The sequence below is a fragment of the Streptomyces sp. NPDC088124 genome, assembly GCF_040685895.1.
Classification (GTDB): domain Bacteria; phylum Actinomycetota; class Actinomycetes; order Streptomycetales; family Streptomycetaceae; genus Streptomyces.
The window spans coordinates 1-14,055 of sequence record NZ_JBFBJB010000043.1 but is presented as its reverse complement, the minus strand read 5'-3'; the positions used below and the strand labels follow the sequence as shown (position 1 = coordinate 14,055).

Here is a 14,055-nt window from a genome sequence, read left to right as displayed (position 1 = left end):
GCGGGGATCGACCAGGGGGAGGCCATGCGCTTTCGCGGGAAATCCATCCGCCGGAAGATCGTGGCGCTGCTGCTCGTGCCGCTCATCGGGCTCACCGTTCTCTGGGGGCTCGCGACGACGCTCGCCGGCACCCCGGCCAAGCAACTCGTCGACGTCAGCTACGCGATCGAGAAAATCGGCCACCCGGTGGAGGACAGCATCCGGGTCCTCCAGAGCGAGCGCCGCCAGACGCTGATCTTCCTGGCGGACCCCGAGGCCGTCGACTCGCTCACCGAGCTCCGCAGCCGCCGCAGCGACACGGACCGGGCGCTGACCACGGTCAGACGCAACGCCGCGTCCGGCGTGCGGGACCGGATGGACACCATCACCTCCGACCGGCTCGGCAGGCTCCTCGGCGACCTGGACGGTCTCGACCTGATGCGCCGGTCCGTCGAGGAGAGCACGGTCACCCGTGAGGGTGCCCTGGACTTCTACAACAAGCTCATCGACCCCGGTCACAACGTCCTCGCCTCCCTCTACAGCAACGAGGACATGGACGGCGACAACTGGGGTCGTGCGCTGATCGGCCTGGACCGCGCCAAGGAGATGCTCTCCCGGGAGGACGCGCTCGTCGCCTCCGCGCTGGTCGGCCGCGAGATGACCGCCGAGGACCTGCGCCGCACCTCCGACCTGGTCGCCAACCGCGTCCTGCTCTACGAGTCCAACCTGGCCGACCTGCCGCTCTCCGACCGCGCGACGCTGGAGCAGTACTGGCGGACCCCCGCCACCCTGGAACTGCGCGAGACCGAGGACCGCCTGATCGCCGCCGGGCCGGCCAAGAACCCGAAGTCGGTCAGTGCCAGGAGCTGGCAGCGGATGACGGCCTCCGTCCTCAGCGACCTCACCGACGAGAGCGCGGAGGCCAGTTCCCTCTACCGGGACCACATCGACCCCGTCCGCCAGGACGTCTTCGTCAGGACCGGGCTCGCCGCGGCGCTGGGTCTGCTCACCCTCCTCATCTCCATCTTCGTCTCCACCCGCGTCGGCCGTGACCTGATCCGCGACCTCTCCCGGCTCCGCAAGGAGGCCCACGAGGTCTCCGGCGTGCGCCTTCCGAGTGTCATGCGCAGGCTCGCCGCGGGCGACCCGGTCGACGTGGAGACCGAGGCGCCGCGTCTCGAATACGACAGGGACGAGGTCGGCCAGGTCGGCCAGGCCCTCAACACCCTTCAGCGCGCCGCCGTCGAGGCCGCCGTCAAACAGGCCGACCTGCGGCGCGGCGTCTCCGAGGTGTTCGTCAACCTCGCCCGCCGCAACCAGGTCCTGCTCCACCGGCAGCTCACGCTCCTCGACACCATGGAGCGCCGTACGGAGGACACCGAGGAACTGGCCGACCTCTTCCGTCTCGACCACCTCACCACCCGCATGCGGCGCCACGCCGAAGGCCTGGTGATCCTCTCCGGCGCCGCCCCCTCCCGTCAGTGGCGCAAGCCCGTCCAGCTCATGGACGTCGTACGCGCGGCCGTCGCGGAGGTCGAGGACTACGAGCGCATCGAGGTCCGCAGGCTCCCGAGGATCGGTGTCGGCGGCCCCGCGGTCGCGGACCTCACCCACCTCATCGCCGAACTCCTGGAGAACGCCACGGTGTTCTCGCCCCCGCACACCGCGGTGCAGGTGCACGGCGAACGGGTCGCCAACGGCTTCACCCTGGAGATCCACGACCGCGGTCTGGGCATGGCCCCCGAGGTGCTGCTCGACGCGAACCTCCGGCTCGCGGAGACCCCCGAGTTCGAACTGTCGGACACCGACCGGCTGGGACTGTTCGTCGTCAGCCGGCTCGCCCAGCGGCAGAACGTACGGGTCTCCCTCCAGCCCTCCCCGTACGGCGGTACGACGGCGATCGTCTTCCTGCCGGTCGCGCTGCTCACCGACGCCCCCGAGACGGAGGGCACCGGCTTCCGGCTCGACCGGAAGAACGCCCTGGAACGGGGGCGCGGACGCGCCGACTCCGGCGGCGGGCGGCGCACCGCCCTGGCGCAGGTCCCCACCGGACTGGGCAGCGGCCCGTCCGTGCTCGACGGCCCGGTCGAACTCGAAGCGCCGGTCGGTGCTCTGGGAGCCGACAGCGGGCCGGTAATCGGCGGAGGTGACGGCATCGGCGATCTCGATGACACGGAGAGCGAGCGTGGCGGCCTGTTCCGCGCGCGCGAGCACCTCCGCGACACCGCCCACAGCACACCCGACGCCCACGCCCGGCGTGACGGACGTGAGGGACGTGACGGTTACGACGTACGGGACACCCGTGACGGCCGCGACGCGCGAGGCGACCTGTACGACGTACGGGACGCCCGTATGAGCCGCGACGAACTGCGCGAACTCCGCGACGAGAACCGCCGTGACGACACCCGCGACGGCCGCGACTTCCGCGACCGGCGTGACGGCCGGGTCACCCCGGCCCCGCGCGCCCGGCACGCCCGGCAGGACCCGGGGGCCGACACCGGATCCGGATCCGCCGACGAGCCGGTCCTGCCCCGCCGCAAGCCCCCGACCCTGGTCGCCGACCGCGGCCGGCGGGTGGACGAGCCGGAACGCGGACACCCGGCGCAGGACCAGCCCGCCCCCGGCGGGACGGGCGGACGCGGCTGGTCCGGCATCCCGCCGCAGACCACCCGCCGCGCCGGAACCGGGACACCGTCGGATCAGGCACCGGCCATGATCGACGGACTGCCCCGCCGGATCCGGCAGGCCAGCCTGGCCCCGCAGTTGAGGGACGTCGCGCAGGACAGGAATTCCGGCCCGGGGCCCGGCGAGGGCCGGCCCGTCGAGCAGGAGCGGGACGCGGACGAGGTCCGCAGCCGTATGGCGTCGCTCCAACGCGGCTGGCAGCGCGGTCGTCGGCAGAACGACGCCGAGGACTCCACCGCCCGGGTCGAGACACAAGGAACCACATCGGAGGGGGACGGTCGATGACCGCACCGAATGTCGCAGCACGCTCCACCGACCCCAATGGCGCGGGAGAGCTCAACTGGCTGCTCGACGAGTTGGTCGAGCGCGTCGCCAGCATCCGTAAGGCAGTGGTCCTCTCCGGGGACGGCCTCGCCACCGGCACGTCGAAGGACCTGACGCGTGAGGACGGCGAGCACCTCGCGGCCGTCGCCTCCGGATTCCACAGCCTGGCCAAGGGCGTGGGCCGGCACTTCGAGGCCGGCCGGGTCCGGCAGACCGTCGTCGAACTCGACGACGCCTTCCTCTTCGTCACCGCGGCGGGTGACGGCAGCTGTCTCGCCGTGCTCTCCGACGCGGACTCGGACGTCGGTCAGGTCGCCTACGAGATGACGCTCATGGTCAAGCGGGTCGGCGTCCACCTGGGCACGGCCCCACGGACCGGCCTGCCCGCCGGAGGGTGAGTGGGCTGAGATGAGTGACTCAGGTCAGGATCCGCAGCACTGGTTCGACGGCGAAGCCGGACCGGTGGTGCGTCCGTACGCGATGACGCGTGGCCGCACCAGCAGCGCGACGCGCCACCAGCTCGACCTGATCGCGCTCGTCGTATGCGAACCCGAGGCCGGCGACCCAGGCCGGGACCAGACGCTCTCCCCGGAACACGTGGAGATCGTGGATCGCTGCTACACGAGTCCCCAGTCGATCGCCGAACTCTCGGCGGGCCTCGATCTCCCCGTAGGGGTGGTCCGGGTGCTCGTCGGGGATCTCGTCGAGGACGAAATCGTGCGTGTAACCCGTCCCGTTCCGCCGGCCGAGCTGCCGGACGTGAGCATTCTCCGCGAGGTGATCAATGGTCTTCGGGCGCTCTAGCCGCAGGCAGCGTCCGGTCGATCCGGTGGCGCTGAAGATCCTCGTAGCGGGGGGCTTCGGGGTGGGCAAGACCACCCTGGTCGGCGCCGTGAGCGAGATCAGGCCGCTCCGTACGGAAGAGGTACTGAGCGAGGCCGGCCGGCCCGTCGACGACGTCGACGGCGTCGAGTCCAAGACGACCACCACGGTCGCCATGGACTTCGGCCGGATCACCCTCCGCGAGGACCTGGTGCTGTACGTCTTCGGTACCCCCGGGCAGGACCGGTTCTGGTTCCTCTGGGACGAGCTGGCCCAGGGGGCCCTGGGCGCCGTCGTGCTGGCGGACACCCGGCGGCTCGCGGACTCGTTCGCCGCCGTCGACTACTTCGAACGGCGCGGCATTCCCTTCACGGTCGCCGTCAACTGCTTCGAGGGGGCCGGCCGGTTCCCCGGCGAGACCGTACGCGCGGCGCTCGACCTCGACCCCGAGGTCCCGCTGGTGATGTGCGACGCGCGCGAACGCGAGTCCGTCAAGGAGGTGCTGGTCTCGGTGGTCGAACACGCCATGACCCGCGCGGCCCTGTCGCGGGAGCACGCGCCTACCTCCTGACCGACCCCCGCTCCCTCAGGCCTCTCCCGCACGAGAACCGGAGACGGCCGGCCGGCGTCCCCCACCACGGGGGACGGCCGGAGCCCACGGGGGTGGTCCCGGCCGTTCCCGCGCCGTTCTCGGGACTCCGGGCTCAGCGGCCGAGAACCGAGCCCCGCGCCACCGGGAAGTCGAAGTAGGTGTCCGGGAACGTCTCCGGCTTGTGGGTGAAGTGCCACCATTCCTCGGGCAGGTTGGTGAATCCCACCTCGGTCAGGGCCGACTTCAGGAGCTGCCGGTTCGCCCGCTGCTCACCCTGCACCCGCGGGTCGTCGGTGTGCGACAGCGTGTCGAAGCAGTCGTAGCCCGTTCCCATGTCGACGGAGTTGTCCGGGAACCGCTCGTCCTTCGGCCCGTAGCACGGAGTGAGCGGTTCGCCCGGTACGTAACGACGCGTCGGCAGGGCCGGCAGCCTCACCAGCGTCAGGTCCACCGTGGAACCCCGGCTGTGGCCGGACTTCTCCGCGATGTAACCGTCCTCGAACAGCCGCGACTTGTCGACGCGCGGGTAGAACTCCGTCTTCATGCGCTCGTCCTGGAGATCCTTCGCCCAGCGCACGAAGTGGTCCACGGCCCGCTGCGGCCGGTAGCAGTCGTACACCTTCAGGGAGTAGCCCTGCCGCAGCAGTCGCGACTGCGCCGTGCGCAGCGCCTCGGCCGTGGACCGGGTGACGATGCAGACGGGGTCCTTGTAGCCCTTCACCGGCTTGCCCAGGAAGGTGTGCGGGGTCGGGTAGCGCATCTCCTCGATGACGGTCGGCACGACCGTGCGCAGGGCGACGAACTCCGGGGGCGCGGTCGGCTCGGAGCGGACCGTGGCGGGCGCCGCTCCGGCACTCGGGGCGGGCGTGATGACAGTGAGCAGCGCGGCGGCGCAGGCGGCCGTGACGGCCAGGGCGCGGCGCGGGAACGCGATTCTTGTCATGGTCGTATGGATCTACCAGCTTCACCGGGCGTGGGGAAAGGGTGATCGCATACAAGGAAAGGGCGATCGCATACGGTCCGCCTGCGTCCGGTGGTGGCCGCCCGTGTCCGGCGGTGGCCGCCTGTGTCCGGTGGTGGCCACCCGTGTCCGGTACAGTCCCGGCGTGTCCGAGCCCCGGAAGAAGACCGACGCCCACGCGTACTGCGGCCACTGCGGCGCCCCGTACCCCGCCGCCGCGGGCTGGCCCCGCACCTGCCCGGCCTGCGGCGCCACCGCCTACCGCAACCCGCTGCCCGTCGCCGTCGCCCTGCTGCCGGTGACCGACCGCGAGGGCACCTCCCTGGTCGTCATCACACGCACCATCGAACCCGCGTACGGCGGCGTCGCCCTCCCCGGCGGATTCATCGACCACCGGGAGGACTGGCGCCACGCCCTCGTCCGCGAACTCCGCGAGGAGACCGGCATCGAGGCCGCCGAGCAGGACGTCACGCTCGCCGACGCGCTCAGCTCACCCGACGGTCATCTCCTCCTCTTCGGCCTCCTCCCGGAACGCCCCGCCGCGAGCCTGCCGCCCTCGGTCCCCACGGCCGAGACCTCGGGCCTGCACCTGCTGCGCGCCCCCGCCGAACTGGCGTTCCCGCTCCACACGGAGGCGGTACGGGCCTGGTTCGCCGGCCGCTACGCCACCGGGCCACGCCGCTGACCGTACGGCGGCCGCCCGTACTGCGGTACGGAGCCGTACCGGTCCGGTCAGCCGGCGGCCCGGCCCCGGACCCGTACCGGCCACCGCGGGGGCGCCGCGCCCTCGTCCGTCACCCGCTCGACCCGGACGGCGCCGTCCACCAGCCGCGAGGTGTACCGCTCCACCCGGGGCTCGGGCTCCCCCTCGGACCCGCCCGCCGCGGCACGCTCCGCCCCGTCGACCGCCCCGCGTTCCGCCGCGTCTCCCGCGGCCTCCACCGGCTTGTCGCCACCGTCCTCCGGATCCAGCACCACCAGCCCGCCGCCCGCGCGCCCCCCGGCCGGAGTCCACGCCTCCAGCTCCATGCCCCCGTCCGCGCCCCGTACCGGAATCACCGCACCCGCCCGGGCCAGCACCGGGATCCGGGACGGCGGCGCGTCCAGCAGCACCTGGCCGGGCCCCTCGTACGCCTGCTCCGTCACCGTGTCGTACCACCGCCCACGCGGCAGCCGCACCGCCCGCCGGTCCGCGCCCCGCGTCAGCACCGGCGCCACCAGCAGCGCGTCACCCAGCAGGAACGCGTCCTCGCAGTCGCGCAGCGCCCGGTCCTCCGGCGCGCCCCACCACAGCGGCCGGACGTACGGCGCCCCCGTCAGCCGAGCGAGCTGAGCCAGCGTCACGAAGTAGGGCCGCAGCCGCTCCCGCTCGCCGAGCGCGGCCCGCGCGTGCTCCAGCACCCGGGGGCCGAACTCCCACGGCTCCCTGCGCCCCGCGTCGATCGCCGCGTGCGTACGGAACAGCGGCAGATACGCGCCGAGCTGGAACCAGCGCAGATACAGCTCGGGCGACGGACTCCCGTCGAAACCGCCCACGTCAGGACCCGAGTACGGCACCCCGCACAACCCGAGACCCAGCACCAGCGCGAGTGACGCGCGCAGCCCGGGCCACCCCGTCGACACATCACCGGACCAGGTGCCGCCGTACCGCTGCATCCCCGCCCAGCCCGAGCGCGAGAACAGGAACGGCCGCTGCTCGGGACGCAGCCGCCGCAGCGCCTCGTACCCGGCCCGCGCCATCGTCAGCGCGTACACGTTGTGGGCCTCGCGGTGATCGCCGCCCCGGCCCTCCAGCGCGTGCCGCGCCGAGCGCGGCAGGGTCGGGTCGCCGAACGGCGCGAAGGACACCGGCTCGTTCATGTCGTGCCACACCCCGGCGAACCCCTGCGCCAGCCGCTCCTCGTACAGCTCGCCCCACCAGTCGCGCACCGCCGGATCGGTGAAATCCGGGTAGACGCACTCACCGGGCCAGACGACGCCCCGCACCGGGCGCCCCCGCGCGTCCCGTACGAACGCCCCGCCGCTTCCCGGGTCCCCCGCGCGCGCACCGAGCGCGCGCCCGCTGTCGTACACCGCGTTACCCGGCTCCGCCTTCACCGCCGGATCGACGATCGAGACCAGCCGCACCCCCTCCGCGCGCAACTCGGCCGCGAGCCCCGGCAGATCGGGGAAGCGCTCGCGGTCCACCGTGAAGACCTGGTGCGCGTCGTAGTGGTCGATGTCGAGATGGACCGCCGACAGTGGCAGATTCCGCTCGCGGTACCCCGCCACGATCCGCCGCACCTCCCGCTCGCTGCCGAACCCCCAGCGCGCGTGCTGCGGACCGAGCGCCCAGGACGGCGGCGCCACGGGCGCGCCGCTCAGCGCCGTCCAGCCGTGCAGCACCCGCGCCGGCGTGCCGGTCACCACCCAGCAGCGCAGCGGCCCGCCCTCCATCCGCAGTTCGGCCGTGCCTGGCCGGTCGTGCCCGGAGCCCGCCCCCTCCTCGCCCTCGCGCAGCGTGACCCGGCCGTCCCAGGAGTTGTCGTGGAAGGCGAGGTGCGTACCCGCGTCGGCCACGACGAGCTGCACCGGCATCGTCACGTACAGCGGATCGTCCCCCGGCCCGAACCCGCCGCCCGGATCCGTGTTCCACAGCCGGTACGTGCCGTCCCGCAGCCGCGGCCCCGACGCCCGCCCGCCCAGCCCGAAGAACCGCGCGTCCGCCGCCACCTCCGTCCGCTGCACCCAGCGCGCGCCGCCCCCCGCCACCGGTTCCCACCAGCGGGGCGGCAGCTCCCGGCGGAGCACCACGCCCCCCGGCGTACGGACCTCCACACCGCCGTGGCGCGACACCGCCACCGTCACCCGCTCCGACACCACCCGCCAGCCGCCGTCCTTGTCCGGTTCGAGACCGGCCCGCGGATCCGGCTCCGGCGGGGCACCGGCCAGCCCGTACGACGGCAGCGGACCCGCCCCGTCCCACCCCCAGAAGACCGCGCCGCCCACCATGACGCACACCCGCAGCTCCGCCCGCGCGAACCGCACCGTCCCCCCGCCCGGCAGCGGCTCGGCCCCCGTGACCGGCCCCGGCACCCGGGCCCGCTCCGGCCCGCGCGGCGCCAGCTCCCGGGCGTCCGCCCGCCGCCCGCGCCATGCCGACCGTACGGAGCGCAGCCCCCGCACCGATCCGACCACTCTCATCGAACGCACCAGTTCCCGACCGTCCATGCTGCTCAGCCTGCCATCCGGGCCGCCTCCGGGGGACTCCGTTCAACTCCCGTTCACTTGTGGCGCCCCCGGTCCGACATCACGGACGGAACCTGGTGCCGCGGACGATCACATGGCATCGTCCGTACCACGCCACCGAGTCACCACGCACCACGCACCGCGTCACCACGCACCACGTCACACGTCACCACTGCCGAGCCAGCCGGGAGCCGCCCCATGACCGCAGCCGCCAGCCCCGACACCCCCCTGTGGCAGCCGAGCCAGGACCGGGTCGCCACAGCCCGGATCACCCGCTTCCAGAGCTGGGCGGCCGAGCGGTACGGCGCACCGGCCGACGGCGGCTACGCGGCACTGCACCGCTGGTCGGTCGAGGAACTGGAGACGTTCTGGACCGCCGTCGCCGACTGGTTCGACATCCGGTTCGCCACCCCGTACGAACGCGTCCTGGGCGACCGAACCATGCCCGGTGCCCAGTGGTTCCCCGGCGCCACCCTCAACTACGCGGAGCACGCGCTGCGTACGGCGGACGACCCGGCCCGCGCCCAGGAACCGGCGCTCCTCTACGTCGACGAGACGTCCGAGCAGACCGCGGTGAGCTGGGCGGAGCTGCGCCGCCAGGTGACCGCGCTCGCGGCCCGGCTGCGCGAACTCGGCGTACGCCCGGGGGACCGCGTCAGCGGCTACCTCCCCAACATCCCGCAGGCCGTCGTGGCGTTCCTCGCGACCGCGGCCGTCGGCGGGACCTGGACCTCGTGCGCGCCCGACTTCGGCGCCCGCGGCGTACTCGACCGCTTCCAGCAGGTCGAACCCGTCGTCCTCGTCACCGTCGACGGCTACCGCTACGGCGGCAAGGAGCACGACCGCACCGGGACCGTCGCGGAACTCCGCCGCGAACTGCCCACCCTGCGGGCCGTGGTCCACATCCCCCTGCTCGGCACACCGGCGCCGCCCGGCGCCCTCGACTGGACGGACGTCGTCGCACCGCCCGAGGACCTCTCGGCCGAGCCGGCGGCCCTCGCCTACGAGCACGTCCCCTTCGACCACCCGCTGTGGGTCCTGTACTCCTCCGGCACCACCGGCCTGCCCAAGGCGATCGTCCAGTCCCAGGGTGGCATCCTCCTCGAACACTTCAAGCAACTCGGCCTCCACTGCGACCTGGGCCCCGAGGACCGCTTCTTCTGGTACACCTCCACCGGCTGGATGATGTGGAACTTCCTCGTCTCCGGGCTGCTCACCGGCACCACGCTCGTGCTGTACGACGGCAGCCCCGGCCACCCCGCCATCGACGCCCAGTGGGCCGTCGCCGAGCGGACCGGCGCCACCCTCTTCGGCACCTCGGCCGCGTACGTCATGGCCTGCCGCAAGGCCGGTGTGCACCCGGGGCGTGACCACGACCTCTCGCGCGTCGGCTGCGTCGCCACCACCGGATCGCCGCTGCCGCCCGACGGATTCCGCTGGCTCCACGACGAGGTCGCCGCGGACCTGTGGATCGCCTCGGTCAGCGGCGGCACCGACGTGTGCAGCTGCTTCGCCGGGGCCGTCCCCACCCTCCCTGTCCACGTGGGGGAACTCCAGGCACCCTGCCTCGGCACCGACCTCCAGGCCTGGGACCCCCAGGGCCGGCCGGTCGTCGGCGAGGTCGGCGAGCTGATCGTCACCCAGCCCATGCCGTCCATGCCCGTCCGCTTCTGGAACGACCCCGACGGCAGCCGCTACCGCGACAGCTACTTCGAGATGTTCCCGGGCGCCTGGCGTCACGGCGACTGGATCACCCTGACCGACCGGGGATCCGTCATCATCCATGGACGCTCCGACTCCACCCTGAACCGCCAGGGCGTCCGGATGGGCTCCGCCGACATCTACGAAGTCGTCGAACGCCTCCCCGAGATCAGGGAATCCCTGGTCATCGGAGTGGAAGAACCGGACGGCGGCTACTGGATGCCGCTCTTCGTCCAGCTCGCCGAGGGCGCCGTACTCGACGACGCCCTGCGCGACCGCGTCCGGCGGACGATCCGCGAACAGCTCTCCCCACGCCATGTCCCCGACGAGATCGTCGAAGTCCCCGGCGTCCCGCACACACTGACGGGCAAACGCATCGAGGTCCCCGTCAAGCGCCTCCTCCAGGGCACACCGCTGGACAAGGCCGTCAACGCCGGCTCCGTCGACGACCTCGAACTGCTCCGTTTCTACGAGAACCTCGCCCGCGAACGCCCCTGATCCCGGCGGCGGACCGCCCGTTGTCAGACCCCCCAATTACTCTGAGTGAGCAAAGATCGACCGTGTTCAGGGGGAGTCATGACGCACACCGACCGCAAGCACACCGACCGTACGGATTCCGGCCGTACGCACACCGACCACATCCGAGCCGACCACGTCCGAGCCGACCACAACGGAGCCGATCGCTCCCGCACCGATCGCCCCCGCACCCGCGCGGCCAGGCGCCGCGCGCTGCGCCGTGAGGTCCCCAGCATCGTCGGCCTGTTGGCCGACGAGCGGGACTTCACCGCGATGCGGAGCTATCCCAGCTTCACCTTCGACGACCACGCGGCCTATCTCCGGCAGCTCGACGGGCTGCTGAGGGCACTCGCGGCACAAGGGGTGCACACCACCGTCGCCCTCTTCGACCCGGAGGAGTTCGCGGAGTACTGCGAGGAGACGGGGCTCGACCCGGACACCCCGGACAGCCGCAGCCGCTTCACCGCCGCCATCCCGGCGAGCGGCGCGGCCGTCGCGTACACGGGCCAGCCCATCGACACCCTCGTCCCGCAGCTGGTCAACACCGCGATCCGCAGGGCCACCTGGGAGTACGTGACGACGCTCCTCGCCGACCTCGGCACCTGCGCGCAGTGCGGAGAGGACATCGGAACCGCGGCCTTCGACCGCGGCTCCCACATCCTGCTGCGCCTGTTGGAGGAGGCGGGCCCCGGCACCCACCACCTCGTCTGCAGCGTCCCCGCGGGGGACGAACAGCTCCTGGCCGTCCTGCACGCGGAACGCGCGGAGGGCACGGAGGGCACGGAAGACGCGGCGGGTTCGTCGCCGTCCGGTGGCGCCACGGTGTCCGAGGACATCGCGCCCCTGGACGGCGAGGCGGCCCGTCTCGACGCGTCCGAGGCGGCCGAGTTCGTCAGCGTGCTCGCGGCGGGCATCGCCCTGGAGAGCCCCGGGGGAGTGGTACTCCGTACGACGGAACCGGGCACCCCGGACCGGCTGCGCGGCTGGCGCCTCGCCGCCGGGAGCCTCGTCCCCCTCACCGAGGGCGAGGTCTTCAGCGCCTACTGCACCGACGCGGACACCGGCGAGCCGCTCTCACCCGAGCCGGACGTGGAGTACTGCGCGGGCTTCGATCTCCACCTCGAAGAGAGCGGCCCTCACCACTAGAACCCACTGGAGCCCAAGGCCAAGGAGAAGGGGCTTCCTGCCGTGCACGGCAGGAAGCCCCTCAGGATCCCAAGGAACCCGGATCACCGGCTCATTCGCCGGACAGCACCGTCTGGGCGGCCTTCCTGGCCTCCTCCGCGGAGTCCGTCGCCCGTGCCGCGGCCGCGGCACGGGCGCACTGCGCCAGGGTGTACTTGGCCAGCGCGGACCGGACGTAAGGAATCGAGGCCGCGCCCATCGACAACGACGTCACACCGAGACCGGTGAGCACACAGGCGAGCAGCGGATCGGCGGCGGCCTCACCGCACACACCGCAGCTCTTGCCCTCGGCCTTCGCGCCCTCGGCCGACAGAGCCACCAGATCGAGCAGCGCGGGCTGCCACGGGTCCTGGAGCCGGGAGACGGCGCCCACCTGCCGGTCTGCGGCAAAGGTGTACTGGGCCAGGTCGTTGGTCCCGAGCGAAAGGAACTCGACCTCCTGAAGGATCGACCGGGCCCGCAGAGCGGCCGACGGAATCTCCACCATCGCACCGAACTTCGCGTTCAGCCCGGCCTCGCGGCACGCGTCCGCGAACGCCTTCGCGTCGGCGCGGTCGGCCACCATCGGCGCCATGACCTCCAGATACACCGGCAGTCCGGCCGCCGCCTTCGACAGCGCGGCGAGCTGGGTGCGCAGCACATCGGGATGGTCCAGCAGACTCCGCAGCCCGCGCACACCCAGCGCCGGGTTGGGCTCGTCGGCGGGGGTCAGGAAGTCCAGCGGCTTGTCCGCGCCGGCGTCCAGGACCCGTACCACCACCCGGCCCTGCGGGAACGCTTCGAGGACCTTGCGATACGCCTCGACCTGCTTCTCCTCGGAGGGGGCCCGCTCGCTGTCGTCCAGGAACAGGAACTCGGTACGGAACAGACCGACGCCCTCCGCCCCCGCCTCGACCGCGGCCGGTACGTCCCCGGGCCCGCCCACATTCGCGAGAAGAGGCACCTTGTGCCCGTCGGAGGTCGCGCCGGGCCCGGTGGACGCCGAGAGCGCGGCCTTCCGCGCGGCGGCCGCCGCCTCCAGTTCGGCGCGCTTCGCGGCATCGGGGTCGACGAAGATCTCCCCCGTACTGCCGTCGACCGCGATCACGGTGCCCTCGGCGATCTCTCCCGCACCCGGCAGCGCGACGACGGCGGGCACTCCGAGCGCCCGCGCGAGAATCGCGCTGTGGCTCGTCGGCCCGCCCTCCTCGGTCACGAAGCCGAGCACCAGAGCCGGGTCGAGCAGCGCCGTGTCCGCCGGCGCGAGATCGCGCGCGATCAGTACGTACGGCTCGTCGCTGTCCGGCACACCGGGCATAGGAACCCCCAGCAGCCGGGCGACGATACGATTCCGCACATCGTCCAGGTCCGCGACCCGCCCGGCCAGGTACTCACCGGCTCCGGCGAGCAGCGCCCGGTACGAGGCGAAGGCGTCGTAGACACCGCGCTCGGCCGTGGACCCGACGGCGATACGCCGCTCCACATCGGCCATCAGCTCGGGGTCCTGCGCCATCAGCGCCTGAGCCTCCAGCACGGCCTGGGCCTCTCCGCCGGCCAGATTGCCCCGGGCGATCAGATCGGCGGCCACCGCCTCGACAGCCTGGTGGGCCCGCCCCTGCTCGCGCTCCGCCTCCGCCGCCGCGATCTGCTTGGCCGGCGGTTCGAGCACCGCGGTCCCCATGTGCCGGACCTCGCCGATCGCCACTCCGTGGCTGACCCCGACGCCTCGCAGTGTTGTAACCATCTTTCTCCTTGAGTGGAAATCCCAGCTTTCAGGCGGGGAAGAAACGTGCCTTCGTCTTCCGATCGCGACGCGGCGTAGCAAGTTACAGAGCCTGCTTCCGGGCAGCGGTCAGGGCTTGGCCGTCACAAGACTCTACGGAGCCGAGTGAGAAGCCGCCCCGTTCTCGGGGTGGAGGAGTCACTTCACCCGTCTCCGGTATGGATGGATATAACGAACCGGGAGGCGGCCGCCGCGTTGTGTGTCGGGGCGCGCGAGTCGAACAGCTCCAGATGCGGGTAGATGCCCTTGCGGCGCGTCGTCAGCACCTGGTACGTGGCGATCGTGACCGGCCGGATCTCC

The 14,055-nt window shown here is 72.6% G+C and carries 10 protein-coding genes; 7 read left to right on the top strand and 3 right to left on the bottom strand.

The window, feature by feature from the left end:
* The first annotated feature begins 24 nt into the window (after nt 1-24).
* Genes AB0P17_RS30240 through AB0P17_RS30225 form a run of 4 tightly spaced genes read left to right on the top strand, consistent with a single transcriptional unit; the run spans nt 25 to nt 4,381 of the window.
* On the top strand, nt 25-2,949 hold the full coding sequence (locus AB0P17_RS30240; protein ID WP_365815700.1) for a nitrate- and nitrite sensing domain-containing protein: 2,925 nt from the start codon (nt 25-27) through the stop codon (nt 2,947-2,949).
* Nucleotides 2,946-3,386, top strand: a complete 441-nt coding sequence (locus tag AB0P17_RS30235) for a roadblock/LC7 domain-containing protein (RefSeq protein ID WP_329828359.1) — start codon at nt 2,946-2,948, stop codon at nt 3,384-3,386. Before AB0P17_RS30240 ends, AB0P17_RS30235 begins: the two co-directional genes overlap by 4 nt.
* 10 nt (nt 3,387-3,396) lie before the next feature.
* Nucleotides 3,397-3,792 (top strand): DUF742 domain-containing protein, encoded by a 396-nt coding sequence (locus AB0P17_RS30230; RefSeq protein ID WP_329828358.1) that lies wholly within the window; start codon nt 3,397-3,399, stop codon nt 3,790-3,792.
* Complete coding sequence (locus AB0P17_RS30225; protein ID WP_365815697.1) at nt 3,773-4,381, top strand: ATP/GTP-binding protein; 609 nt, start codon at nt 3,773-3,775, stop codon at nt 4,379-4,381. Before AB0P17_RS30230 ends, AB0P17_RS30225 begins: the two co-directional genes overlap by 20 nt.
* Before the next feature lie 133 nt (nt 4,382-4,514).
* On the opposite strand, the gene AB0P17_RS30220 is transcribed toward AB0P17_RS30225, so the two are convergent.
* The gene (locus AB0P17_RS30220) at nt 4,515-5,345 is read right to left on the bottom strand and encodes a M15 family metallopeptidase (RefSeq protein ID WP_365815695.1); all 831 of its coding nucleotides are present in this window, start codon (nt 5,343-5,345) and stop codon (nt 4,515-4,517) included.
* Nucleotides 5,346-5,508: 163 nt separating this feature from the next.
* On the opposite strand from AB0P17_RS30220, the gene AB0P17_RS30215 reads away from it, so the two are divergent.
* Nucleotides 5,509-6,048, top strand: a complete 540-nt coding sequence (locus AB0P17_RS30215; RefSeq protein WP_365815693.1) for an NUDIX domain-containing protein — start codon at nt 5,509-5,511, stop codon at nt 6,046-6,048.
* Nucleotides 6,049-6,095: 47 nt separating this feature from the next.
* Here the strand turns inward: AB0P17_RS30215 and AB0P17_RS30210 are convergent, their stop codons facing one another.
* The gene (locus AB0P17_RS30210) at nt 6,096-8,573 is read right to left on the bottom strand and encodes a TIM-barrel domain-containing protein (RefSeq protein WP_365815691.1); all 2,478 of its coding nucleotides are present in this window, start codon (nt 8,571-8,573) and stop codon (nt 6,096-6,098) included.
* Nucleotides 8,574-8,789: 216 nt separating this feature from the next.
* Here AB0P17_RS30210 and AB0P17_RS30205 point away from each other — a divergent pair, with 216 nt between their 5' ends.
* Nucleotides 8,790-10,790, top strand: coding sequence for an acetoacetate--CoA ligase (locus tag AB0P17_RS30205; protein WP_365815689.1), 2,001 nt, complete (start codon nt 8,790-8,792; stop codon nt 10,788-10,790).
* Between the two features lie 78 nt (nt 10,791-10,868).
* A complete protein-coding gene (locus tag AB0P17_RS30200) occupies nt 10,869-11,954 on the top strand; it encodes a hypothetical protein (RefSeq protein WP_365815687.1) in 1,086 nt (361 codons plus the stop codon).
* A gap of 91 nt (nt 11,955-12,045) precedes the next feature.
* Here the strand turns inward: AB0P17_RS30200 and ptsP are convergent, their stop codons facing one another.
* Nucleotides 12,046-13,716, bottom strand: a complete 1,671-nt coding sequence (gene ptsP, locus AB0P17_RS30195; RefSeq protein WP_365815685.1) for a phosphoenolpyruvate--protein phosphotransferase — start codon at nt 13,714-13,716, stop codon at nt 12,046-12,048.
* Nucleotides 13,717-14,055: the final 339 nt, after the last annotated feature.

What these genes read in the sequence shown, in the direction of transcription:
- AB0P17_RS30210 (WP_365815691.1), bottom strand. Translation starts at nt 8,573, where the DNA reads ATGGACGGTCGGGAACTGGTGCGTTCGATGAGAGTGGTCGGATCGGTG.
- AB0P17_RS30235 (WP_329828359.1), top strand. Translation starts at nt 2,946, where the DNA reads ATGACCGCACCGAATGTCGCAGCACGCTCCACCGACCCCAATGGCGCG.
- AB0P17_RS30225 (WP_365815697.1), top strand. Translation starts at nt 3,773, where the DNA reads ATGGTCTTCGGGCGCTCTAGCCGCAGGCAGCGTCCGGTCGATCCGGTG.
- AB0P17_RS30230 (WP_329828358.1), top strand. Translation starts at nt 3,397, where the DNA reads ATGAGTGACTCAGGTCAGGATCCGCAGCACTGGTTCGACGGCGAAGCC.
- AB0P17_RS30220 (WP_365815695.1), bottom strand. Translation starts at nt 5,345, where the DNA reads ATGACAAGAATCGCGTTCCCGCGCCGCGCCCTGGCCGTCACGGCCGCC.
- AB0P17_RS30200 (WP_365815687.1), top strand. Translation starts at nt 10,869, where the DNA reads ATGACGCACACCGACCGCAAGCACACCGACCGTACGGATTCCGGCCGT.
- AB0P17_RS30205 (WP_365815689.1), top strand. Translation starts at nt 8,790, where the DNA reads ATGACCGCAGCCGCCAGCCCCGACACCCCCCTGTGGCAGCCGAGCCAG.
- AB0P17_RS30240 (WP_365815700.1), top strand. Translation starts at nt 25, where the DNA reads ATGCGCTTTCGCGGGAAATCCATCCGCCGGAAGATCGTGGCGCTGCTG.
- ptsP (WP_365815685.1), bottom strand. Translation starts at nt 13,716, where the DNA reads ATGGTTACAACACTGCGAGGCGTCGGGGTCAGCCACGGAGTGGCGATC.